Origin of the sequence: Neobacillus vireti, assembly GCF_036962345.1 — a bacterium.
GTDB classification, from domain to species: domain Bacteria; phylum Bacillota; class Bacilli; order Bacillales; family Cytobacillaceae; genus Neobacillus; species Neobacillus vireti_A.
This window is the reverse complement of the sequence record NZ_JBALNB010000001.1, coordinates 80,051-105,208: the sequence shown is the minus strand read 5'-3', so window position 1 is coordinate 105,208 and position 25,158 is coordinate 80,051. Positions and strand designations below refer to the sequence as shown.

The following is a 25,158-nucleotide window of genomic DNA, read 5'->3' as shown; positions in this document are numbered from 1 at the left end:
TTAGGCCTCCTTTTCGTAGTAGTGCATAAAAATCTCCTCAAGGTCCGGCTCTTCAATCCATAGATTCGTAATATCAATTGCAGCAATTTTTTTCATAACGTCGTTAATATTCCCTTTAAATAAAAAACTTGTTACGCTGTTTTTCACCTCTAATTTATTTACTCCGGTTAGGTTGAAGTAATCCGAGTCCAGCTCCGCTTTTGTTTCTATTTTGAACTTTTTATAGGTGTTTTCTTTTAGGGTGCTTATCTTCTCAACGGTAACAATCTGTCCTTCTTTAATGATCGCAACCCGATTACATAGCCGTTGAACTTCGGATAAGATATGAGAGGATAAGAGGATCGTGGCACCTTTTTTGTTCTCCTCTTCGAGCAATTCAAAGAATTTCTGCTGCATCAACGGATCTAGTCCGCTTGTTGGTTCGTCCAGTATAATCAGTTTTGGTGAGTGGAGCAGACCTTGAACAATTCCGACCTTCTTTTTATTTCCCAGTGAAAGGTCGTCAATTTTTTTACTGAGGTCTAAATCCATGATTTCAGCCAATTCCTTTATTCTCTTACGGCAATCTTTTTTATAAAAACTAGCTGAATAGTTTAATAGATCCTTTACTTTCATATTGTCATAGTAAAAAACTTCAGAAGGTAAATAACCAATTTCCTTTTTAATTTCCGGAGCAAATTGAACGGAATCTTTACCAAAAATCGTCGCACTGCCGCTGGTAGGGTAAATAAGTGAGAGGAGGGTTCTTATGGTCGTTGATTTCCCGGCACCATTTGGCCCGATAAAACCAAAAATCTCCCCTTCTTCAACTTGAAAGCTGACATTGCTGATTCCTCTTGATGTGCCGTACGTCTTTGTTAGATTCTTAATCTCAATCACATTCATCGTCACAGCCCCCTATCATTTATAAAAACATTTTGTTAAAATCTCAAAATATTCTTCAGCTTCTTTATAGACGTTTTGGTAATCGATTTGATGTCCAGGTGATTGTTTTGCCTTGGCAAGCTCTTCATCACTCATTTTTTCAAAGGTCCACGAAATAATCTTCAAGACTTTCTTAACATCGAGATCGTCTCTAAACTTTGACAAATCAATCCCCTCGAAGATGATTTCTGTGTTAATTGCATTCAGTTCTTGTTTCTTTTTATCAAACTCTACTTTTATTTCAGCAGAATCCTGCATAAACGCCTCTTGGATAAAGGTTAAGATTTCAGGGTATGCACTTTGCAGATTCATTTTTATTTTCACAGCTTGGCGAATTCTTTTAAAAAAGTCTCTTTCGGTTAAATCAACTTTTTGATAAAATTCATCCGCAACCACGTTGTAGCAATAGTCAAACAGAAAGAAGAATAACTGCTTTTTGTTTTTAAAATAATGGAAAAGAAGTCCCTTTGAAATACCTGCTTCCTTAACGATTTCATTGGTTGAGGCATTGTCATATCCCTTCTGGGCAAATTCCTTTATTGCTGCATTTATAATTCGATCTTGTTTTTCCTTTTCCAGGTTAAAAAACTTCGAAAACAATTAGCAGCCCCCTTTCATCACGTGCGTTGACCAGTGTAGTCAATCACAGTGTACTCCCATTGACTACACTGGTCAATGGTGGATAAGTTATATTTTTTACAAAATTATGAAGGTTATATATTTAGAGGAGGGGTTGTGCTAGGATACTTGTGGAGGTGAAAAATGAAAGAAAGATCTGACTCACTTACGTTAAAAGGATTAATGGCTGCCCAGAGCAGGTTAACTGCGAATCATCCAATGATTTCTGTAATTGCTTCAAAACAATCTATGATTGAAGCAGGGATTGGGGGCGAGCAACAAGTATCAGAAGTTCTTAACCGGTATCGATTTCCATTCAAAAATAACATATTCCACGATTTATCTCTCTCTTCAGACAGTTACTTTCAAATTGATCATCTTTTAAAAACACCCAATTATGGTGTAATTTTAGAAACCAAAAATTTAGCAGGCAGTTTAGAATTCAGGGATAATCCACCACAGCTTATTCAAAAGCGGGAAGACGGACAAATAAAGTATTACGAAAGTCCAGTTGAACAATTAGAGAGGAATATTGAGCTTATGTCAGCCTGGTTGTCGCAGCGAAATATTGATTTTCCGCTTTATGGTGCCATTGTATTAGCCTATCCCAAGCAACATGTGGAAATTCCCCCTGCTACTACCAAGATATTATTTCCAAACATGATCCCACCGTTTATCAAAAGTCTTCCACAAGAAGGAAAGAGCCTTGATACGTCTACTTTTAACTGGCTATCCTCTGAATTACTGAGAAATCATCATACCTACATACCGAAGCCTATTTTTGAATCTTATCAAATCCCGTTACGTGATGTTCAACCAGGGGTGCGGTGTGAATCATGTGGGAAAATAGGGATGGTTAAAAAGCCTAGGACGTGGCACTGTCCATTTTGTAAGGTGAATAATCATCTTGCACATCGTGGGACTCTAGTGGAGTGGTTTTTGGTGGTGAAGAGGACTATTACCAATCGGGAGTGTCGTGAGTTTCTGAATATTAAGGATAAATACACCGCAAATCGAATATTGCAAAGTATGAATCTTAAAAGCCAGGGATCCTACCGGGACAGGACCTATTCTATAGATTTAAGGAGTATCATCCGCAACTAATTTGTGGTCATCCGCAACTATTCTCAGCTATCCGCAACTATTTCCTGCCATCCGCAACTATTTTCTGCCATCCGCAACTATTTTCTGCCATCCGCAACTACTTCCAGTTATCCGCAACTACTTCCAGTTATCCGCAACTATTACCAGTCATCCGCAACTATTTTCAGTCATAAGCAACTAATTCCCAACCACCTAAACCCATCCAACCAAACCACCCCTCATACAAATTTCCGCCCACCCCCATAAAATGCTATTATAAGGTTGTAAAAAATCAAAAGGGAGTGCTGCATACGTGAAGAATGAGATGATTGAACGATTTACTTCCTATGTGAAGGTGGATACGCAGTCGAATGAGAGTAATGAAAACTGTCCTTCTACACCGGGCCAACTCACATTAGCCAATATGTTGGTGGAGGAGTTAAAGTCGATTGGAATGCAGGAAGTTACGATTGATGAAAATGGTTATGTGATGGCGACGTTACCGTCTAATACGGATAAAGAGGTGCCAACGATTGGATTCCTAGCGCACGTCGACACGGCCACTGACTTTACCGGAAAAAATGTAAACCCGCAAATCGTAGAAAACTATGATGGCAGCGACATCACCCTAAACCCAACTGTCACCATGTCGACAAAGGATTTCCCTGCACTGCCAAGCTATAAAGGGCATACGCTTATCACTACGGATGGCACAACACTTCTCGGTGCTGATAATAAGGCAGGAATCGCCGAAATCATGACCGCAATGGCTTACCTTATCCAGCATCCTGAAATCAAACATGGCAAGGTCCGCGTTGCGTTCACGCCGGATGAGGAAATTGGCCGAGGCCCGCATAAATTTGACGTCAAAGCCTTCAATGCCAAGTATGCCTACACCGTTGACGGCGGGCCGCTTGGGGAGCTGGAATATGAAAGCTTTAATGCGGCCGCAGCCAAAATTACCATTAAAGGAACCAATATCCATCCGGGTTCAGCCAAAGACAAAATGGTAAATTCAATGAAAATCGCCATGGAATTACATAGCCAGCTGCCCGCTTTAGAAGCACCGGAACATACAGAAGGATACGAAGGGTTCTATCACTTGATTTCTTTTAACGGTGATGTCGAGCAGACGAAGCTGTATTATATCATCCGCGACCATGACAAAGAGATCTTTGAAAACAGAAAAACGACCATCCAAACAATCGTTAATCAACTAAATGAAAAATACGGCAAGGAAACTATCCAACTAGACATGAAAGACCAATACTACAATATGGGTGAAAAAATCAAACCTGTCATGGAGATTGTTGACATTGCCCAGCAGGCAATGGAGAACCTTGATATTAAACCGCTGATCAAACCAATCCGCGGCGGTACGGATGGTTCCCAGCTATCCTATATGGGACTGCCAACACCAAATATCTTTACAGGCGGGGAGAATTTCCACGGCAAGTATGAGTTTATATCCGTCGATAACATGATCAAAGCCACCAACACGATTATCGAAATTACGAAACTGACTGAACAAAAAGCATAATCAAAAAAAGAAGCTAACCGATTAAGGTTGGCTTCTTTTTATCTCTGGTAACGGTCCAGAATCGAGAAGAAATCCTTGAGAAAGTCATAGAAAAGCTTAACCGTAGGGAGCATTTTCCGTTCCTTATGAATAATGACACCGACCGTACGGGTGACATCAGGCTCCGTAATCGGAACCTTAACAGTAGACCTCGGGATTCCCTCAACTAGTGTGATTTCAGGGATTAACGTGATTCCGAGCCCTGCTGATACCAATCCTTTTATCGAGTCAATATCTTCCCCTTCAAATGACACATTGGGTTGAAATGCTAGCTGTTCACAGGCATTGACAATGATTTCCCGTAAAACAAATCCCTTTGGAAACAGTACAAAGGATTCCTCACGCAATTCGCTTAATTTTATTGAATTCCTGTCGGATAGAGGGTGACTTAAAGGCAGTAAGGCAACAATTTTTTCTGTAAAAAGGGTTGTGCCGGTCAGGTGCTTCTCATGTTTTGGTACAGGACCAATTAATGCCATATCATATTCGCCATGGTTGACACCTTCAATTAACTCTTTATATGAGCCTTGTTTTAATTGAAATTTCACTTGAGGGTAGTGCTCACGAAAAGCAGAAATGGTGGTTGGAAGTGTATAAGAAGCAAGGCTCGTCGGAAATCCTATGCGTATCGTACCTTTCAGCGGGTCTAAGTATTCCTCAATTTCCCGTTGCGCTTCATCTATTACCTTCATGGCTTGTTCCATATGTTCTAAAAATATCTGTCCGATTCGTGTCAGCTTGACATTTCGCCCTTCCCGAATAAACAAGTCGACACCTAGCTCTTGTTCTAAATTAAAAATCTGCCGGCTAACAGCGGATTGGGCTACATGCAGCTCTAATGCGGCTTCCGTTACATGCTCACGCTTTGCAACTTCCATAAAATATTGAATTTGGCGTAATTCCACGTACTCACCTCGATTCATCTCATTGTGAGATGGATTTTATCTATAATCAAGATTGTTTAGATTATTATTTAATTATAAAATAACCTTATTCGATAATCTAATAATTTAAAAAATTTGGAGGGGTTGCAATGAAAACAATCGAGCAACTGAAACAAGATAATCAAAGTGAAGCACTTCAATATGTAAATGAAGTGTTCAATACAGTAATGATCCGCAATCCTTATGAATCCGAGTATCAACAAGCGGTTAGGGAAATTTTCGACTCACTTATTCCTGTTTTTGTTAAACATCCTAAATACATGGAACAAAGTATCCTAGAAAGAATTGTTGAACCTGAAAGAGTCATTTCCTTTCGAGTTCCTTGGGTAGATGATAACGGGAAGCCTCAAGTAAATCGCGGCTTCCGTGTACAGTATAACAGTGCAATCGGTCCATATAAAGGCGGTTTACGCTTCCACCCATCGGTTAATGCCAGCATTATTAAATTCTTGGGCTTTGAGCAAACTTTTAAAAATTCATTAACCGGCCAGCCTATCGGAGGCGGTAAAGGCGGAGCTGATTTTGATCCTAAAGGCAAGTCAGACGCAGAAATCATGCGCTTTACGCAAAGCTTCATGACCGAACTTTACCGACATATCGGCCCTGATGTCGATGTACCTGCAGGGGATATCGGAGTAGGCGCTAGAGAAATTGGCTATATGTTTGGACAATACAAAAGAATTCGCGGTGCCTATGAAGCAGGTGTGTTAACAGGTAAAGGACTTGGCTATGGCGGAAGCTTGGCACGTACTGAGGCAACTGGCTATGGAACAGTTTACTTTGTTCAGGAAATGTTAGCTGACCAAGGTTTAAGCTTTGAAGGAAGCACCGTAGTCGTTTCCGGTTCAGGAAATGTTTCAATCTATGCGATGGAAAAAGCACTCCAATTTGGTGCAACGGTTGTTGCCTGCAGCGATTCAAACGGATATATATATGACCCAAGCGGTATTAAGCTTGACACTGTTAAACGCATAAAAGAAGTAGAAAGAAAAAGAATCAGTGAATATGTTCTTGAGCACCCAGAAGCCGAGTATTTCGAAGGCTGCAGCGGTATCTGGTCCATTCCTTGTGACATTGCTCTACCTTGCGCTACTCAAAATGAAATTGATGAATCAGCAGCAAAAGTCCTTGTTTCAAACGGAGTAAAGGCTGTTGGTGAAGGTGCAAACATGCCATCTACACTTGAGGCTGTTGAAATATTTTTAGAAAGTGATATCCTGTTTGCACCAGGGAAAGCTGCAAATGCCGGCGGTGTAGCGGTTTCTGCTCTAGAAATGGCTCAAAATAGCCAAAGATTAGCATGGACATTTGAAGAAGTTGATGCGAAGCTACATGAAATCATGACTAACATCTATCGTAACAGTATGAAAGCAGCGGATGAATATGGCTATCCTGGCAACCTTGTTGTCGGTGCCAATATCGCTGGTTTCCTAAAAGTAGCAGACGCAATGATTGCACAGGGTGTAATCTAAAAATAAAGGGGTCACCTCAAAATTGAGGTACCCCTTATTTTTATGCCGCTTTTTTCAGCCAATTACCCTCAACCCATCCGCGATTCCATCACTGCTCCGACTAAAAGGGAAACACTACTCTTAATTATAGCTTTAATAAAAGAAAAACGAAGAATATATTTCTTCCAGCCTTGTATGATGTTACAAACCGATCTTCTATTTATTTCGTTTACTTATAGAGATTAAGAATGAAAAGGGGGACTAGATCATGCAAAATAAGACTGATGCTGAATTAATGGTATTAATTAAGGCACAACACCGTCCAGCACTTGAAGAGCTTTATGATCGTTACATTAAGCTTGTCTATTCCTTTATTTTAAAATCAACAAGAGACCAAGAAAAAACACGCGTCATTGTACAATTAGTGTTTACCCGGATTTGGACAACGAAAAATGGGTACAACCCGGAAAAAGGGCAATTTGTTAATTGGCTCCTTACGATTACTCGAAACATCACCATTGATTACCATCGAAAGGAAAAGCGGGATAACACCCTTACCTCCATTACCACTGGTCAACTAGAATACATTGCTGATAATCCTTCAAATGGTCCAGAGGAAATTGTCTCACGAAAACTTATCCGTGATCAGGTTCAAAAAGCATATCAGTATTTATCAAAAAGCCAAATTGAACTTATTCAATGCTTATACTGGGAAGGGTATACTCTTCGTGAAATTGCGGAAATGAACAAGGAACCCATTGGAACCATTAAGAGCCGTCTACATCAAACACTTAAAATATTAAGAAGTCACTTAGTTTTAGAGATGGGGGAATAAAAATGAGCACCCAAAATAGCTGTTCATTTTCTGATGAATTGGTCGCTTATTTAATTGGTGAAGTCACAAAAGAGGAAAAAAACATGATTGAAGACCATCTTTTAACCTGTTCTTCTTGTCGGATTATTTTGGAAGAGCTTCAGGAGGCATGGAATATGATTCCAACCAAATTAGATAATGTAGAAGTACCCGCCGATTTAAAAGAAGCTGTCATGAATAGTATTTTTCGAGAAGAAAAAGGCACCGAAGAAACGACAACACCAAAAGAAGTAAGCAGCGTAGTAAATAAGATAAATCGATTTCAGCTTTATCGGTGGGCTGCAGCCCTAATCTTTCTAGCCTTAGTAGGTGCTACTTGGAACAATTTGATACTTCGGAATCAACTGAAGGAGCTAACGAATACACCGCTATTTCCAGCTGAGGTGATCCAAGTTTTCAATTTAAAATCCGCTGATCCGTCAAATAACACTAAGGAAGGAAAGGCATGGCTTTATCAGCTAGGTGACAAAAAACAACTGGTTTTCCAGGTTCAAGGTCTTGATGGAACGAAAGGAACAGAAGCCTATCAGGTTTGGCTCATTCATAAGGGTAAAAGAAGCAGTGCAGGAGTATTCCGTGTAGACGCACAGGGGAATGGCTTTCTACAATATGAGTTAAAAGAAGCTGAAACAGCATTTGAAGCCATCGGGATATCTCTTGAACCAGATGCGAACGGTATCCAGCCTCGCGGACAGAAAGTACTTGGAACATAATGAAAATGCCCATGATTCGTGAAGAATCACGGGCATTTATTATTTTAATTATCATGCCATTTAGGCGATGTAATGACCCAGCCAACCGGGGCTCCACCCACTGGATGTGATAAAGTTTTCCCGTTGATAATCGATGCTGCATTATTATTTACAAATGAACCATCTGTTTTCACATTATAGTAAATACTGCCTTTATTCACATCCTTATCCTTATAACTAAACATTACCGGTTTTTTAAATGCTCCTAGGATTTCATTTGTTTCCAAATCGATGACACGAAAAGCAAAATTCATAATTACCTTTTCTCCTGTCGGAGCATTAGCTTGAAATTTTCTATCATTGCCCTCTAGTACTTGAAATAGGACCTCATGCTCAAAGGCACCTTCTGGTATCTCTATTTTTATTCCGCTATGGCTGATTTTTGTTGATTTCCCAAGCTTAACGTGCTTTTCTGCTACAACCCGATCAAATCCAAACTGTGTAAAATCGGTTGCTGCTGAAACCATCCCTCCAAATAAAAACATTGAAATGATCGACACCCCGATAAAAACCTTTAAACGTAATTTCATTGCCTGTCAACTCCTTTAATTTCCATATTTGTCCTTACACAAAAGGAAACGTAGAGTTTGATCAATCGGTTTGAGGAAATTCAGTTTTTTTTTAGAAAGGAATTAAAAGTCGCCTAGTTATTTGAAATATCAACAATTCTACTGCAAAGTCTTTCGATAAGTGGTGCTTCATGACTGATCACGAGAATTCCAATATTCCGTTTTTGAGCGATATCTAGGACAACCTGCCAAATTTGGGCTTGTGTAATCGAATCCAGCATCGTCGTCATCTCATCCGCTATGAGAAATTGGGTCTTCGGACCAAGTGCTCTTGCTACGCAGAAGCGCTGCAGTTCTCCGCCTGATAGCTCGTTAGGCCAGCGGTGCAGCCATTCTTTTTCAATCCCTAATCTTTCTAGTAATTCATCATCTGGATCCCAACCCTCGTGAAGAATTTTCAGCATTCTCCATTTAGGATTTACAGCTTTTTCAGGGTGTTGAAACACAAGCTGAACAGGATGATAACCAGTTGTTGGCAGGGGAGAGTCATTCAGCGTTACCATCCCTTCTAATGGCTTTTCATACCCCGCAAGAATCCTCCCAAACGTTGTTTTCCCAGCACCGCTTGGTCCGACCAATCCGACAATTTCTCCTTTTCCGATCGCCAACTGCAGGTTACGAAACGTCCAACTATTTTTCTGATAACCAAAACCAACATCTATCGCTTTAAGTTGCATGCAAACACCTAACCATTCCGTCTCGAATCATTTTTTCAGCAGGCAGCTCCTTCGAACACTCTGAGGTGGCAATTTCACATCTAGGGGCGAAAGGACAGCCATTCGGTAAATCATGAGGGAGCGGCTGTGACCCTTTAATCGGAATGAATTCATTCTGGGGGAGGGCTCTCCATAATGCCTTTGTATAAGGGTGCCTAAGGTTCTTACCCGTGCCGAAAAAGTCTCTGACAGGTGCAATTTCAACAACTGTTCCAGCGTAAAAAACGGCAATTTTATCTGCAATTTTTAAAGCAAAATCAATATCATGCGTAATAACCATCACTGCACTGCCATTATCGGCCAACTCCCTAAAAGAGCGTTCCGCTTCCTTGATGACTTCTGAATCAAGGCCTGGTGTTGGTTCATCAGCAATAATTACGCTTGCTTCACTTACAACTGCCATTGAGACGAGTACACGTCTTGCCATTCCACCTGATAACTGGAAGGGAAATAATTTTTCTACAAGCGGGTGTAATTTATATTTTTCAAAAATTCTCTTTTGTGCCGTAACTGCATTTTGCTTTCTAACCGAAGTTTGCACCTGTGAACCTATTTTCATGAGCGGGTCTAAAAACTTAACGGATTGCGGAACGAGTACTATCTCATGACCACGTAAATTTGCCAGCTTTTCTTCGTCCAGGACCTGACCATTGAAGAAAACACTGCCTGTCATTGCCGCATTTCCTGGTAAAATCCCAAGAATCGCATGTGCTAATAGGCTTTTCCCCGAACCGCTCGAGCCTACAACCGCAACAATCTCACCTTTATTTATGGAAACATTTAAGTTATGAATCACTTGATTCTTTTCCTGTCTTAATCCTTTTGAATAATGAGAAAAGGAGATAGACAGATCACGGACCTCAAGAATTGCCATAATCCCTTTCACCCCTTGTCTTATTCATTGGCACGACCTGGGTCTGTTAATGATCGCAGTCGATCCCCTACTAAATCGAAGGCACGTACCACCAAAAGTAAACTTAATCCTGGGAAAAATGCCAGCCACCACATGCCTGTTGACAAGTAACGCATGGATTCGGAGAGGATAATCCCGATAGCGGGTTGATGCGGTGATAGACCCATACCTAAAAATGTTACTGCCGCCTCATGCAGAATTGCGTGAGGAAACAGCAAAAACAAGCCGACTAAGAACTGTGGTAACAGATGAGGAAGGATATGATGGACTGCAATAAACCACCTTGATTTTCCAAGCCTTTTTGAACTTTGAACAAACTCAGCACTTTGTAACTGCATGACCTCGGCCCGTATCACCCTTGTTAAGCTTGGCCAGTGGGTGAGTGCTAAACCAATCACAACCCCTTTCATACCTCCGCCTAGTACAAAAGAGATTAAAATCAGCATCACCAAATGCGGGATACTTAAAAAAAGGTCAACCAGCCAGGAAATGATGGCATCTGCGACTTTCCCCATTGTTGCAGCCATGATCCCTAACCCTACCGCTATTATAACTGAGGCAGCAGCTGCTATCAGACCGACTAGAATACTAATTGACAACCCTTTTATCGTCCGGGTTAGCATATCCCTCCCCAGCCAGTCTGTTCCAAATGGATGGGCTAGTGAAGGGGGGAGGTTTCGGTCATCTAAATTGGTTACCATACCTTCATTACTTAAGAGTTGACCTCCTATTAAAATAGCTAATAAGAGAGCGGAGGTCACGGTGGTTATGATGACCGTCCTCTGCCTTTTATTTAATGCCAGCATTGAATTCATAGCGATCTTTTCTCCTTTATCCTTGGATCAATAACAAAAGAAATAAGATCTGCCATTACATTACCAACAAATACAAAGATGGCGCTAAAGATGACTAGTCCTAAAAGGAGTGGAACATCCCCGCGAAGTCCTGCCTCAACCGTTGCCTGTCCTAAACCTGGATAGGAAAAGACCTGCTCGGCTAAAACTGCACCTCCAAATAATTCACTAAATGCGGCAAAATGGAGCGTAATCGCCGGCAAGGAAATATTCCTTAACCCATGTCTCCATAGAAGGGTAATCCCCTTTTCTCCCTTTGCCTTAGCAAATAAGATATATTCACTTGAAAGGACCTCAATAAGCTTTTGTCTCGTATGTAAAGCAATATTGGCGACGCCGATGATACTAAGGGTTAAGGCAGGCAGGATGATATGCCTAATCCGGTCGAGAAGGGTAACATCTTCTGCAAGAACTCCAGCAGGAACTCCCATTCCGATTGGAAACCAATCTAACCAAACAGCAAAGACCATTAATACCAGCAGTCCCATCCAAAAGGCTGGTGTCGAGGCTAACGTATAACAATATCCTTTAATCACCCGATCCTGCCATTTCCCTTTTTTCATTGCTGCTATAATTCCTAAGATAAAGCCCAGTACGCCCGATATGACCCAGGCAATACTCATGAGAGCAAGGGAGTGAAGGAATTTCTCACCAATGATATCCGTGACAGGCCGTCGATAAATCATCGACGTACCAAAGTCCCCCTGTAAAACAGAGGCACCCCAACGGAAAAATTGTTCTGCAGGTGGTTCATTTAGCCCCCAATTTTCCGCAATCTTCTCTCGCTGCTCAGGACCAACCCTCATCATATCCGCACCAATATAGGCTTGTATCGGATCGATAGGTGAATGGCTGATCAATATAAACGTAATCAAACAAATGGCGAACAGGAGAGAAACAAGCCTGAAGCCTTTCCTTACTAAAAATGAGACTATACTTTGCATTTTTGTCTCGCACCCATCATTTATTCCTCATTCCATTTCCAGTCCACTAGGTTATCCGTAATCGGCCAGCCATGACTATGAGGCTGAATTCTCTGCTCCCCGATATCCAATTTTTCATTCACTAGATACAAGTGATCGATATTTACCAGCCATGCCCATGGTGCGTCCCCTAATGAACTAAATCCGGTCATACCATCCCATTGGGCTTTTTTCCAGTACTCAAGCGCTTCTTCCTCAGTAATCGCTGCTAATGCCTTTTCCAAATACTCGTCTACTTTTTCATTTTTATAAAAACCTGCGTTATAATACTCCATTCCTGCCATTTTTCCGCTAAACAGATTATAGATTTCAAGCGGATCATGGCTGCCCCAGCCCATTATCACTGCATTCGAATGCATTAGCGATTCAATTTCGTCCCAGCTCTTACCTTCAACATTTATTTTTATTCCTAATGGTTTTACCATATCCGCAACGGAAATAGCTAACGATTGTCTAATCCCATCACCAGCAGGGTAGAGGAGGTTAATTTCCGCCTTTAATTCTCCTTTTTCAAGAAGACCATCATCATTTTCGTCTTTCCAATTACCATTAGCCAAGATTTCTTTTGCATGTTTCAGGTTACTGTCTTTGATTTTTGTCTCTTCATTTCCCCAGGGCAAGCCATCTGCTACTGAGTAGCCAGGTGTACCGTGACCCTCTAAAATTCCATCCACTAGAGCTTGGCGATCAATCGCAACATTAATAGCCTTCCGAATCGCGATGTCTGCTGTTACATCGTTGCCGATAGCAAAACCATCTTTTGTTTTTTCGCCTGAAGGAACATAAGGGAACATAATTCCACGATTATCCACACTTTGAACAGCTTCAAGACGCATACCAGAGACGCTATTCTTACTAAAAGAGGCAGGGATATACGCCATATCTACCTGCCCTGCTTTGGCTGCAGCAAAGGCAGCATCCTCATTTAAAAATAAGAAAGTAATCTTTTTAAAATATGGCTTTGTACCGTAGTATTCAGGGTTCCTTTCAATAATAATTTGTTGACCTTTATCCCACTGGACTAGCTTAAATGGACCTGAACCAACTGGATTTTCAGCATAGTGATCATCATAGGCATGCCTTGGGATTATTCCCAAAGTTAACAATGAATGAATAAAGGTTGAATTCGCATGGTGAAGGTGAAATTTAACCGTAGCGGCATCGGTAACCTCTACTGACTCAAGAATATTCAAATCAAGAACGGAACCACTTGTTAGTGCAGTTTCAAACGTAAATTTGACATCCTCCGCTGTTAATGGCTGTCCATCTGAAAATAGAACATCGTCCCGTAGTTTCACAGTCCACGTCTTGCCATCCTGACTAACATCATAGCCTGTTGCTACGTCATATGTAATCTTTAAGTTGTTGTCTCTTTTTAGTAATGTACTTTGAAATAGCGGCGACCCATATTGCCCCCAGCCTAAAGCTGGATCAAAGCCTGTTTCCGGCTCATTTCCCACTGCTAAAACAAGCTCCTCTTTATTCGTTTCATTATTTTCTGCTTGGTTATTTTTCTCTTGTGCACAACCTGCAAAAATAAGTGAGAGCACCATAAGTAAAAATAAGGCCGTTTTTTTCAAGTTGCCCACTCCAATCCCTATAAAAATAGGTAAAATCTTTTCAAGAAAATTATAGCATAGGATAACAAACAGGAATTAAGACAAACACAAAAAAGATAAGCAGAAAAAATGCTTATCTCCCGAATCTATTATATATCATTATTTATTCATGCTTGCTAGAAATCCGCCCAATAGATCATCTAGGTCGGGCTCTTCCTCTATCTTTTCTTCTTCAACCAAAGTTTCCGCTGTCTCCCAGTTAAACTCATCTAAATCATCCATATCGGATAAATCAATAGAAGCAGCGATTTCCTCATCGGTGCCATCCTTGTCTCGATAGGAATGAATTTCAGGAACTCTTTCCTCCTGTAGATACAAGGCCTCGTCGATATCAGTTGAATGGCTGTTTAAGCTTGCCAGTAAGGAGGTAGACCGTACTGGATCAGAGATTAGTTGATAGATAATGCTCCCCAATAACGCCTCGGAATGCTCGTGCTTCAGCCAATCGCGCTGTGCTTTGGTTAGCTTTTTAGGAAGAGGGACTGACACCATTTCCCGCTCTTTTGCATTCGCGTTACTAACACCCTCCATCACAAATTCTGCGATTTTGCTTGAAAAATTTCTTCTTTCGGTTTCCTTTAACCTTTGCAGCTGTTTGACTAGATGATCAGGGGTGTCAGAAGGGACGCGAAAGGAAATCGCCTGTCCCCGCTGAATTTCATTGGATCCTGCTTTTTTCATCTTATCACCCTATTAATTGGTAACAGGTTTTTTCGGCTGTTCAACCTTTTGTTTCTCTGATTTTCTAACAAAATCCATGATGAGCTTGTAATAAGCATTGGCCATCATCCAAATACTTTCCTTTTCATCTTCAAAGAAATCAATATTAAAACCATCAAGGTTATTATTTAACGTTTTAAGATAATCTTTTAAAACCGTCGCACCACCGCCGACGAAATAGCAAATTTCTGTTTGAGAGTTCTTTGACCAAACGTTCCGTAATAAACGATATTGTTTCTTTGCCAAATCAAGCAGAATGCGGTCCGTAATATCATGTACACTCGTTCTGCTACCTCTCACCATGATATGATTTCGGTCGTTTTTCTTGGTGATAATGTCAACCACATCGCGGCGGCTGTCTAATTCAACACCGTGCTTCTTTCTGATTTCTTCACGGATTTGTTCGAGTGATTCTGAAACACCTAGATTAAAACCTTGAGCTTTATCATCATCAACATTTCGATTCTTAATAACCGCAATATCGGTTGATAATCCGCCGATATCTTGAATCAAAATACGCTTATCAATTAAGTCTTTATTAATGATTTTTGCGTTATTATCCATTACTAGATTAATATAAGCTGCGAACCCCTCAGGGTATACCTTAATTTCATCAAACTTAATATTAACTTTTAAACCTTGGTATTTAGGCGTAACCAAGAACTCAACTTGGTGGACAGATCCAATTAATTTCGAACGATAGCCAGCGTCCTTACCTTCCTTAACTTCACGAAGGGGGAGACCAGTTCCTAATGTATAGTTGGCATCGATAACATTTTTCACTTGACGGAAGTTATTTTTATTTACATCCTTCACGGCATCTAGCGCTAGTGTAGTGAAAAGCAGAACCAGTGTTTGGTCCTCCTCGGATTTGCTGCTGCCAGGATCTAATTCTGTCGCATTAACACTTTTAGTTGCTAGATTTCCCACACGATAAATCGCATTATTATCTTTCAATGCGGGAGAATGAACTTTGATATGTATGCCATCAAGGGGGTTTTTTTCATCTAATTCTTCAATTCCAATTACCGGGCGATCCTCTGTATCCCTTGCAATGATATTAGGAATATTAAGCTCATATTCTAATTCTCCAAAAATAGCCTTAATCGAATCATTCCCTACGTCAACTGCTGCCACTCTAGTATTACTCAAAATGACCATCCTCTCATTCTCTTATGTTAGAAGTAACTGAAAATCTGTATCTAGCTTCTCTAGTTTTAGTTTATAGAAGATTAATAGATTCTACAATAAACTATTTGAAAAGAAATGAATGTGTAAAATTGTAAACATTATGTAATCGTTGTATACAAATGTGTTTACAAAGTATACAAACCTGTACACATAGCTATACATCAACATGTATACGTATTTGTAAACTTGTATACATTTTTGTAAACACGATGTATACAAGTTTGTTTACATGTTTACAGAATGTGTGTACAAGTAGACAGAAAGTGTATACAAAAAATAGACCCTAAATCAACCAGGATCTATTCCTTATTTGTACGTTTTTTTCCTTCTTCGGTTACCGCAAAACCTCGAATCATTTTCTTGATTTTTTCAGGCTTCCGGAATCGTAATGCTGACCAATCATCATCAATGGCAATTTGCCGAACTGGTTCATAGCCTTCTTCAGAAAGCATACCCGTCACCGTCTCACGGCTGCAATCAGAGCCTTTATAGATCTTCGAAGACTTCTTTGGATAACAAAGCCATAATAAACCATCCTCATTGAGGTGGGGAACGGCATTTTTAGCAGCTGATTGAAGCTCCTGATTACTTATTCCAAATACCTGAATAAAGTCATACAGCTCCTGCACGGCCTCCTGATGGACTTCACCTTCAAACGCCGTTTTAACATCATCATAAGCCTTAGGTGCATTTATAAGTAATACTGGCTGCCCCTGATCTTTAAAATTCAATTTCTTAAGCACTGGAGCTGCATCAGTCATTCCTAAAACTCTCCCCTCACTATGTATATTATTTATCATAACATAATCATTTGTTTTCAAAAAATAGGATTCAATCCTCGGGTTGTTATCTAACTCTACATTTTTGGAAATTCACTTTTTCCTGCGATTTAACAAGTTTCTTGTAGAATAAAGCCATTTCGAGGTCTTGGATGATGTCACTATTGGAGGTATTGTAACTAGTTTTGTCATAAATTAATTTAATATTTACAATATTCAATCATAGTTATATCATTATTTTACACTACTATATTCTTAGGGACTCGAATAATTTTGAGATTAGTAGAATTACTATTTGTAAGGAGGGATTTATACATAGTATTTGTAGTAAGTTCGTCTTAATCGACAAAAGAGAAAAAAGGGAGGTTCTATATGAAGAAGAGAAAAATTCTATCAACTGCATTAACCCTATCTCTAGGATTAGGGTTGTTCAATGTCGCTGCAGTCCCACAAAATGTAAAAGCTACCGATTACGCTTCTAAACTAACATCACAAGGTGCCCCTATCGACCTTGGCATTGCAAATGATGAGAGATTAATAGAAATGCTCAAAAAGAACGGCACAATTGCAAAAAATGCCACTCCTGCGGAGGCCGAGAAAGCCTTACAAAAGTTCTTAAAAAATAAAGCAGCTAGTGCAACAAAAGAAACCGGTCAGCTCCATAAGCAGCAAAAAGAATTACAAAGTACATTAAAAGATAAACTGGCTAACACTGGTTTAGTGAACGGTAAAGGAAATAAACTGGGGCAAGCTAAAAAGAATACAGTTAATAAAGTCACAGAAGAAAACTGGGATGGAGCTTTACGTCAAGATGATATCCTTGTTCTACTAATAGAATATCCAGACTTCCCAGCAACAAATATCACTGCAAATGAAACATCAATGTACTATGACGAATACACAAAAGAGCACTATGAAGACATGCTGTTCGGTGGTAATGACGGATATTATGATGGACCGAACGGTGAAAAACTTGTTTCGGTAAAAAAATATTATGAGGAACAATCTGGTGGAAGTTATACAATCGGCGGGGATGTAGTTGGCTGGTATAAAGCAAAAAATAATGCAGCCTACTATGGTGGTAATAACGCAAGTGATAACGACAGCAGGCCACGAAATCTTGTTTATGAAGCTTTATTGGCTGCAGCCGCAGCTGGGGTTGAATTAAATAAATATGACAAAGAGGATCGCTATGATTTGGACGGTGACGGTAACCTCCGTGAACCAGATGGAATCATTGACCATTTAATGGTTGTACATTCTTCCGTTGGTGAAGAAGCTGGAGGCGGTTCCTTGGGTGGAGATGCAATTTGGTCACACCGTTGGGATCTTGGTGGAGTAGCTCCAATTACTGGGTCTCCTGTTCCAGAGGTAGACTACTTTGGTGAAGGTGTTATGTATGCTTATGACTATACAATAGAACCAGCAGATGGCGCCGCAGGTGTATTCGCACACGAATATGGGCATGATTTAGGACTTCCAGATGAATATGATACTATATATTCTGGTGCTGGTGAGCCAATTGAGTATTGGTCACTTATGTCAGGCGGCAGCTGGGCTGGTGCTATTCCTGGAACTGAACCAACAGGATTTAGCCCATGGGCAAAGCAATTTTTACATGCCTCTATGGTCGGTAATGATGAAAATATCCCACAAAGCAATTGGTTAAATGGAACTACAATTCATGCAGATAATGTATCAAAAGAAGGAATAGAAGTACTAATTGACCAAGCGAATACCAAAGGAACCAATAATGACGCAATAAGAATTGATCTTCCAGGTAAATTACGAATATTGAATACACCAAAAGATGGATCATTTGAATACTATGGCGGCAAAGGTGATGAAGTTGACCATAAAATGGTCGCGACAGTAAATCTAACTGGTGCCACAAATGCAACTCTTGATTTCGATGCCTGGTACAATATTGAGACGGATTGGGATTATGCCATGGTTCAAGTCTCAACTGATAACGGGGAAACTTGGACATCACTAGCAAGTGAAAGAACTACTACTACTCTTGACACAGACGGCTACCCTGCAATCAAAGAAAACCTCCCAGGCTACACTGGCTCAAGCAACGGCTGGATTCATGAAACCATCGATTTAAGTGCCTATATTGGACAAGAAATCCAACTTCAATTCCGATCAATGTCAGACTGGGCAACCAATTTAGATGGATTTTTTGCTGACAATATAAAAGTAACAGCTAATGGAACGGAAGCATTCTCCGATGGTGCTGAAGGAGAACCTAGATTTGCATTAGATGGATTTGAAAAGCATGAGGGTAAAACCACTACTAACCACTATTACCTATTAGAATGGAGATCACACAATGGTGTTGACCAAGGATTAAAGAATATACGTCGCGGTGCCAGCTTGATGAGCTATGACCCGGGTCTAGTAGTTTGGTATGTCGATGATTCTTACGGTGACAACTGGACAGGAGTTCATCCTGGTGATGGTTTCCTAGGGGTAGTCGATGCTGATCAACATACTGTTACAAATAGTAATAAAGCTGTGGCCAATTCACGCTTCCAAATGCACGATGCTGCTTTCGGTCTTAATAAAACCCCAAAAATGTTTGTTGATTATACTTCACTTTTGGGATATACAATTACTGACAACTTCACCCAACGTAACCCATTATTCGATGACAGTGCAAACTACTCTAATCCAGGTCTAGTAGACGCTGGACGTAATGTACCTAAATACGGATTAAAATTCCGTGTGGTTGGCGAAAGTGCTGATGGTACTGTTGGTAAGGTGTTAATCTTTAAGTAAACATTAACATGTACGAATAGATGGCTCTGGAATTGTCCGGAGTCATTTTTTTCATTTACCTTTCTGCTAATACAAAAGGCCCGGATAATGACCATGTTACTAGTCATTATCCGGGCTTTAAAGTTTTTACATTACTTCTTCTTAGGTGATTTACCTTTTAACTCTACTTCATAGGTAAAGTCTACTGGATTTTTATCATCTGCAGGTGCTGCGTAGGATGTAATCATATAATTCTTTCCATCTTTGAATAACTGTCTAAGAGTTAATGCATCCTCTTCAGTAACATTGAATGGATCGACTGTAATTACTTTATAGTTTGTTTTAGCACCCTTTTTATTCCCAACTTCTTTTTCGTTGATAAATGTTACGGTGTAGTTTACATACTGTCCAGCAATCTCTTGTAAAGATTTGAGGCCGTCTGTAGAGTTTCCATTATTTATATAACCAATTTCTGGAATTTGGATATTATCAATAAACCAGCCACCGTCTGTGTGAGCCCAGTCCGTTAAGTACCGGAAGGAAACCAATACGTTTTGACCGGCATACTCGCTTAAATCAAAAGACTCCTCTTGCCAAGCTTTTATATTTCCTGTAAAACCAGGTACGTTTTCTTTAATTTTCGGATAGCCTTGCTCAACAACATCACTACGAGTGTTTTCATTTGCTAGGCTCTTCCAAGTCTTACCGCTATCCGTTGATACTTGAACTACTCCGAAATCCCACTGCTCTTCGATATCAAGGTAATGGTCAAAGTTTAATGTTGCTGCAGCAACACCTGATAAATCCGCTTCAAGAACTATTGCATTGTCTGCTTCATCGCCCTGAGCGCCCCATAATACTTTATTTGCAGGATCTTTAGGATCAGCAACAGATACCCATGGAGTACCTAAGAAGTCAACTCCGTCAAATGAGATACTTCTAATCTTATCTTGGAAATCTAACTCTTTAAAATCACCGCCCCATGCCGGAACGCCTTCTTTTTCAAATGTTACTGCTTTTTCAAAGTCTACCGTCTTACCGCGTTTCTGACCTGTATTGCCTACAAGAAGTTCACGAAGATCTATGCTATCAAAATTATAAACTCCATTACCGACTCTATCAGAATCCAGTGTTAATGCAGTAATAAAGTTTTGATAGAGCTGCGTGAAGTCTAAACTAGAACCGTGTGCCTTTAAAACTTCATTAACACTATTCAAACCTTGTGATTTATTTAGTGCTAAGTCACGTATAAACTCTCGCCCAAATTTGTCATTCATGTACAAGGTAAATAGGTAAACTTGACCATAGTCAGCAATTGTTTCAGGGCCAGTTTTTGCTCCCTGGTGTTCATCCCAATTCACTAATGAGTTTTCAGGATGGTCTAAGTAGAAGTTAATGGAGCTAGCATCATGCCCATAGCCGCCAAGGTATTCAGAAAAAGTAGACATTCCTTCATTTAACCAAGATTCTTCTGCACCGTCATTATCAGCATGAATTAAATGCTGTAACTCATGAATGGTTGTTCCGAAAAATGTTGACTCTAAACGAGTTTCCCAGCTATTTGTATCGATTGTAATAATGTTTCTATCAATATAGTTTTCTAGTGTTTGCCAGAAGAAACCGGCAACAAAGAATGGATAAGTTGGGTCATTATAGTTATCATCCTGAATATTATCTACTAACATGATAATTTTATCGCTGCCTTCATAATACCCCTCTGGTAGTCCAACCATTTCAGGTAATGGAGAATGAGAACCATCAAGTGCGTCCGGTGTTCCAAAGAACTCTGTAGCCTTAGGATAGATATTACGATCAAACTCATCACGTAGTTTATCTACTTGTTCTTGTGTTACAACATGTGCAGGACGTGGGTCACCATCTTTGAAGGCTAAATTATCTGCTACCCAAATTTCAACATTTTCTCCTACACTGCGAAGAGTAAACTGTTTAAACGCTAAATTTCTATTTAAAAACAATTTTTTCTGTCCAACACTCGTAGCAGAAATATTGTTTCCTGGACCTTCAGTACCTTCATCTTCGTTAAAATTAATTTCTGCAGCCTGATCTTTTATCTTTTTTTCTGCCTGCTTTAAAAATGAAGAATCATTACTTAGTAGATTTAGCTGACCATCTATATCTACTCGATCTCCATAACGCTCTACATCCCATTTTGGTGCTGTTGTTTCAGCTGCTTTAACCTTCGAATCGCTAACTGATAGTGGTGCAAAAAGTGATAGCGCTAATGCACCGGTTGATAGGATTGATAAAAGTTTTTTCTTTCTCAATTCCAAGTTCCCCCTTTTATGTATAGTGTTTTCCAAATAATAGTAACATAACAAATTTTTGCAATATATAGTTATTTTGTCGCAAACTAACCCCTGCTAAAGATCCAATTTTCTGACAACTACCATGGAACTTATTACTTATAATGGGATTTATTCTACTAGTCACTTGTGAGACAAAAGACCCAAATCATTATTGTGATAGTATTTCCGGGAAATAATTCATAGTTTGCCTTGCATAGTACATCCTAAGAATAAAAATGCGTGTCAGCAGGAGGAATTTTATTGTGAATGTAGATGATATTATCATTGCCCGAGAGAAGATGAAGGGAGTGATTCATACAACACCTTTGGACTACTCAAAAACATTTAGTCTGCTTGCTCATAATGAAGTATATTTGAAGCTCGAAAACCTCCAAAAAACGGGTTCCTTTAAAGCTAGGGGGTCCTATAATAAGCTGATTTCCTTAACAGAAGAAGAATTACAGAAAGGGGTTGTGGCTGCTTCTGCAGGGAACCATGCCCAAGGGGTGGCATATTCAAGTCAAATGTTGGGCGTAAACTGTACCATCGTAATGCCAAAAGGTGCACCGTTAAGCAAGATTCTCGCAACAAAGCAATATGGGGCCGAGGTGATACTAGAAGGGGCTACCTTTGATGATGCCCTTTCCTTTGCTTTAGAGTTAAAAGAACAAAGGGCTGCCACCTTTATTCATGCCTTTGACGATGAAGCCATTATAGCCGGACAAGGGACTGCTGGTTTAGAAATCCTCGATCAGCTTCCCGACGTAGAGGCTGTTATCTGCCCTGTAGGCGGCGGCGGGCTGATTGCAGGGGTAGCGATGGCTATCAAGGAGAAGAACCCTCATATCGCTGTATATGGAGTTCAGACAGTCGCCTGTCCTAGTATGAAACAGTCCTTAATAGAAAAAAGCCCTGTAATAGTAGATTCAACACCAACGATGGCGGATGGAATCGCCGTAAAAAAACCGGGGCAGAAGACATTTGAAATTACACAAAAATATGTTGATGATGTTTATTGTGTGGATGAGATGGAAATTGCTAGAACAATGCTTATGCTATTAGAGAGAAATAAGCTGTTAGTAGAAGGCTCCGGTGCCTGTTCTCTTTCATCTCTTTTATATGAAAAAGTAAAGTTGAAAGAAAAGAAGGTCGTCGCTGTTCTAAGCGGTGGAAATGTCGATATGAATTTTATTTCAAGGATAATAGAACGAGGATTAGTGGAGTCAGGACGATTTGCTGCTTTTAACATTACCCTTAAAGATAAGCCAGGTGAACTTCAAAAGGTTTTAAGCTCACTGACAGACTTAGAGGCAAACATTCAATCTGTTAACCTGCACCATATGGGTAAAAATATATACCCGGGCTATGCACAGCTAGAGATTTCCGTTGAAACCAAAAACAATGAACATATAGACATATTATATAAAGTACTAAAGGAAAAAAACTATAGCGTTGAAATGACTGATTTTCAGCCATAAAAAAGAGTGTTGATATCTCAACACTCTTTTTTGTGACTGCTTATTTTACTTTTTGCTCATTCTGATATCTTTCAAATTCCTTTGCCGTACAACGTACAAAGTGTCCTGGAATCACTTCTCTAAGCTCAAACTCACCACTTGTATCATGTACAGATGGATCATAAGTAATACGTTTGCGGGTGCGCTCATACCTTGGATCTGGAAGTGGAATAGCTGATAGCAATGATTTTGTATAAGGATGAATAGGATTATTGTATAATTCATCACTTTCCGCTAATTCAACTAAATTACCCATATACATAACGCCGATCCGATCTGATATATATTTAACCATTGAAAGGTCATGGGCAATGAACAAGTATGTTAAGCCGCGTTCTTTTTGCAGTTTCTTAAGCAAATTGACTACCTGTGCCTGAATGGACACGTCTAGTGCAGAGATTGGCTCATCGGCAATAATAAACTCAGGATCAACAGCCAGCGCTCTAGCAATCCCAATCCGCTGTCTTTGACCGCCGCTAAATTCATGCGGGAATCGGGTTGCGTGTTCTTTGTTAAGACCTACTGCTGCTAATAATTCTTCAACCTTTTGTTTCCGTTCTGCATCATTTTTTACTAGTTTATGAACATCTAGTCCCTCAGCAATAATATCTAAAACCGTCATACGAGGGTTCAAAGAGGAAGAAGGATCTTGGAAGATCATTTGCATTTTTCGATTAAATTTAAGCAGCTCGGATTTTGACTTCTTGCCATGAACATCTTCACCATTAAATTTAACTTCCCCGCCAGTTGCATCATAAAGACGAATAATCGTTCTGCCTGTTGTTGACTTTCCACAACCTGACTCACCAACTAGACCAAACGTTTCACCTTTATAAATATCAAAGCTTACACCATCGACAGCTTTAATCATGTTCTTATTCCCAACAGAGAAATGCTTTTGTAAATTTTTTACTTCAAGTAATTTTTCTCGAGTCACTTTTTGCCACCGCCCTTAGCACCAGTATTCGCAAAACCTTGCATCCTGCGCTTAACGGCATCAGGTGGTTCGATTTTAGGTGCATCTTCATGTAACAGCCAAGTTGCCGCATAATGTGTGTCTGACACTTTAAACATCGGCGGTTCCATCACTGTATCGATTTCTAATGCAAATTGGTTTCTAGGAGCAAACGCATCCCCTACAGGTGGATTAAGCATGTCTGGCGGGCTGCCAGGAATTGCAAACAGCTCTTCATCCGTACTATCTAGTGTAGGCATGGAGCCAATTAATCCCCATGTATATGGGTGCTTAGGATTATAGAAAATATCATCTACCGTTCCAATTTCAACAACTTTACCAGCATACATAACCGCAACACGATCCGCTACGTTTGCTACCACACCAAGGTCGTGGGTGATAAAGATAATCGCGCTATCCGTCTTCTGTTGAATGCTCTTCATTAGTTCCAAAATTTGCGCCTGAATGGTTACATCAAGTGCGGTTGTCGGCTCATCGGCAATTAAAATCTTCGGATTACATGCCAAGGCAATCGCTACAACCACACGCTGACGCATACCGCCCGAAAATTGATGCGGATATTGCTCAATTCGTACATCAGGTCTTGGAATACCAACAAGCGTCAATAATTCAAGAGCTGTTTTTCTTGCCTCTTGTTTACTCATATTTTGGTGCTTAATCAGACCCTCCATGATTTGATTTCCAATTTTCATTGTCGGATTTAGAGACGACATCGGATCTTGGAAAACCATAGAAATGTCTTTTCCACGGATTTTTTGCATTTCTTTATTTGTCTTCTTCGCAAGGTCTTCCCCTTCAAGGAGGATTTGCCCTTCTTTAATGTAGCCATGCGGTTCTGGAAGTAGTCTCATAATTGCATTAGAGGTTACCGACTTTCCTGATCCAGATTCCCCAACGATGGCCAATGTTTCGCCTTTATTTAAATCAAAGCTAACACCCCGAACAGCATGCACTTCACCATTGTAGGTGTTAAATGATACTTTTAAATCTTTTACTTCCAATAATTTAGTCATTTATTAAACACCTA

General features: G+C 40.0%; 22 protein-coding genes. 7 read left to right on the top strand and 15 right to left on the bottom strand.

Features of this window, described 5'->3' with window-relative positions; all coding sequences use genetic code 11:
- Together V7108_RS00490 and V7108_RS00485 are read right to left on the bottom strand one after the other, a co-directional pair.
- Complete coding sequence (locus V7108_RS00490) at positions 1-885, bottom strand: ABC transporter ATP-binding protein (protein ID WP_335508742.1); 885 nt, start codon at positions 883-885, stop codon at positions 1-3.
- Between the two features lie 15 nt (positions 886-900).
- Positions 901-1,524: a TetR/AcrR family transcriptional regulator gene (locus tag V7108_RS00485; protein ID WP_335567073.1), complete on the bottom strand. Its 624-nt coding sequence runs from the start codon at positions 1,522-1,524 to the stop codon at positions 901-903.
- Positions 1,525-1,686: 162 nt separating this feature from the next.
- Between V7108_RS00485 and V7108_RS00480 the strand changes: the two genes are divergently transcribed.
- Together V7108_RS00480 and pepT are read left to right on the top strand one after the other, a co-directional pair.
- Complete coding sequence (locus tag V7108_RS00480; protein WP_335567072.1) at positions 1,687-2,646, top strand: nuclease-related domain-containing protein; 960 nt, start codon at positions 1,687-1,689, stop codon at positions 2,644-2,646.
- Positions 2,647-2,938: 292 nt separating this feature from the next.
- Positions 2,939-4,165 carry a peptidase T gene (gene pepT / locus V7108_RS00475; RefSeq protein WP_335567071.1) on the top strand — a complete coding sequence of 409 codons (1,227 nt, stop codon included), beginning with the start codon at positions 2,939-2,941 and terminating at the stop codon, positions 4,163-4,165.
- A gap of 38 nt (positions 4,166-4,203) precedes the next feature.
- Here the strand turns inward: pepT and V7108_RS00470 are convergent, their stop codons facing one another.
- Positions 4,204-5,109 carry a LysR family transcriptional regulator gene (locus V7108_RS00470; protein WP_335508734.1) on the bottom strand — a complete coding sequence of 302 codons (906 nt, stop codon included), beginning with the start codon at positions 5,107-5,109 and terminating at the stop codon, positions 4,204-4,206.
- A 128-nt stretch (positions 5,110-5,237) separates the two neighbouring features.
- On the opposite strand from V7108_RS00470, the gene gdhA reads away from it, so the two are divergent.
- The 3 genes from gdhA to V7108_RS00455 all read left to right on the top strand — a co-directional run bounded on the left by gdhA (position 5,238) and on the right by V7108_RS00455 (position 8,186).
- On the top strand, positions 5,238-6,620 hold the full coding sequence (gene gdhA / locus V7108_RS00465; RefSeq protein WP_335508732.1) for an NADP-specific glutamate dehydrogenase: 1,383 nt from the start codon (positions 5,238-5,240) through the stop codon (positions 6,618-6,620).
- A 247-nt stretch (positions 6,621-6,867) separates the two neighbouring features.
- Positions 6,868-7,434 carry an RNA polymerase sigma factor gene (locus V7108_RS00460; protein WP_335567070.1) on the top strand — a complete coding sequence of 189 codons (567 nt, stop codon included), beginning with the start codon at positions 6,868-6,870 and terminating at the stop codon, positions 7,432-7,434.
- 2 nt (positions 7,435-7,436) lie between these two features.
- Positions 7,437-8,186: an anti-sigma factor gene (locus V7108_RS00455; protein ID WP_335567069.1), complete on the top strand. Its 750-nt coding sequence runs from the start codon at positions 7,437-7,439 to the stop codon at positions 8,184-8,186.
- Positions 8,187-8,230: 44 nt separating this feature from the next.
- Here V7108_RS00455 and V7108_RS00450 read toward each other — a convergent pair whose 3' ends face one another.
- From V7108_RS00450 to V7108_RS00410, 9 genes are all read right to left on the bottom strand, one after another.
- The gene (locus V7108_RS00450; protein WP_335567068.1) at positions 8,231-8,755 is read right to left on the bottom strand and encodes a hypothetical protein; all 525 of its coding nucleotides are present in this window, start codon (positions 8,753-8,755) and stop codon (positions 8,231-8,233) included.
- A 113-nt stretch (positions 8,756-8,868) separates the two neighbouring features.
- Positions 8,869-9,471 carry an ABC transporter ATP-binding protein gene (locus V7108_RS00445; protein WP_335567067.1) on the bottom strand — a complete coding sequence of 201 codons (603 nt, stop codon included), beginning with the start codon at positions 9,469-9,471 and terminating at the stop codon, positions 8,869-8,871.
- Positions 9,461-10,384: an ABC transporter ATP-binding protein gene (locus tag V7108_RS00440; RefSeq protein ID WP_335567066.1), complete on the bottom strand. Its 924-nt coding sequence runs from the start codon at positions 10,382-10,384 to the stop codon at positions 9,461-9,463. Before V7108_RS00440 ends, V7108_RS00445 begins: the two co-directional genes overlap by 11 nt.
- A 20-nt stretch (positions 10,385-10,404) precedes the next feature.
- Positions 10,405-11,238: an ABC transporter permease gene (locus V7108_RS00435; protein WP_335567065.1), complete on the bottom strand. Its 834-nt coding sequence runs from the start codon at positions 11,236-11,238 to the stop codon at positions 10,405-10,407.
- Entirely contained in the window at positions 11,235-12,221 is a 987-nt protein-coding gene (locus V7108_RS00430; RefSeq protein ID WP_335567064.1) for an ABC transporter permease, read from the bottom strand. Before V7108_RS00430 ends, V7108_RS00435 begins: the two co-directional genes overlap by 4 nt.
- Positions 12,222-12,241: 20 nt before the next feature.
- Positions 12,242-13,813 carry an ABC transporter substrate-binding protein gene (locus tag V7108_RS00425; RefSeq protein WP_335567085.1) on the bottom strand — a complete coding sequence of 524 codons (1,572 nt, stop codon included), beginning with the start codon at positions 13,811-13,813 and terminating at the stop codon, positions 12,242-12,244.
- A gap of 165 nt (positions 13,814-13,978) precedes the next feature.
- A complete protein-coding gene (locus tag V7108_RS00420) occupies positions 13,979-14,560 on the bottom strand; it encodes a hypothetical protein (RefSeq protein WP_335567063.1) in 582 nt (193 codons plus the stop codon).
- A gap of 12 nt (positions 14,561-14,572) precedes the next feature.
- A complete protein-coding gene (locus tag V7108_RS00415) occupies positions 14,573-15,751 on the bottom strand; it encodes a ParM/StbA family protein (RefSeq protein ID WP_335567062.1) in 1,179 nt (392 codons plus the stop codon).
- A gap of 338 nt (positions 15,752-16,089) precedes the next feature.
- Positions 16,090-16,551, bottom strand: a complete 462-nt coding sequence (locus V7108_RS00410) for a DUF3052 domain-containing protein (protein WP_335567061.1) — start codon at positions 16,549-16,551, stop codon at positions 16,090-16,092.
- A gap of 390 nt (positions 16,552-16,941) precedes the next feature.
- Between V7108_RS00410 and V7108_RS00405 the strand changes: the two genes are divergently transcribed.
- Positions 16,942-19,353 (top strand): immune inhibitor A domain-containing protein, encoded by a 2,412-nt coding sequence (locus V7108_RS00405; RefSeq protein WP_335567060.1) that lies wholly within the window; start codon positions 16,942-16,944, stop codon positions 19,351-19,353.
- Between the two features lie 131 nt (positions 19,354-19,484).
- Here the strand turns inward: V7108_RS00405 and V7108_RS00400 are convergent, their stop codons facing one another.
- Complete coding sequence (locus V7108_RS00400) at positions 19,485-21,617, bottom strand: choice-of-anchor J domain-containing protein (RefSeq protein ID WP_335567059.1); 2,133 nt, start codon at positions 21,615-21,617, stop codon at positions 19,485-19,487.
- Between the two features lie 281 nt (positions 21,618-21,898).
- Between V7108_RS00400 and ilvA the strand changes: the two genes are divergently transcribed.
- On the top strand, positions 21,899-23,116 hold the full coding sequence (ilvA, locus tag V7108_RS00395) for a threonine ammonia-lyase (protein WP_335567084.1): 1,218 nt from the start codon (positions 21,899-21,901) through the stop codon (positions 23,114-23,116).
- Positions 23,117-23,156: 40 nt separating this feature from the next.
- Here ilvA and V7108_RS00390 read toward each other — a convergent pair whose 3' ends face one another.
- Both V7108_RS00390 and V7108_RS00385 read right to left on the bottom strand, forming a co-directional pair.
- Positions 23,157-24,092: an ABC transporter ATP-binding protein gene (locus V7108_RS00390; protein ID WP_335516442.1), complete on the bottom strand. Its 936-nt coding sequence runs from the start codon at positions 24,090-24,092 to the stop codon at positions 23,157-23,159.
- Positions 24,089-25,144 (bottom strand): ABC transporter ATP-binding protein, encoded by a 1,056-nt coding sequence (locus V7108_RS00385; RefSeq protein ID WP_335516439.1) that lies wholly within the window; start codon positions 25,142-25,144, stop codon positions 24,089-24,091. Before V7108_RS00385 ends, V7108_RS00390 begins: the two co-directional genes overlap by 4 nt.
- Positions 25,145-25,158 lie beyond the last annotated feature (14 nt).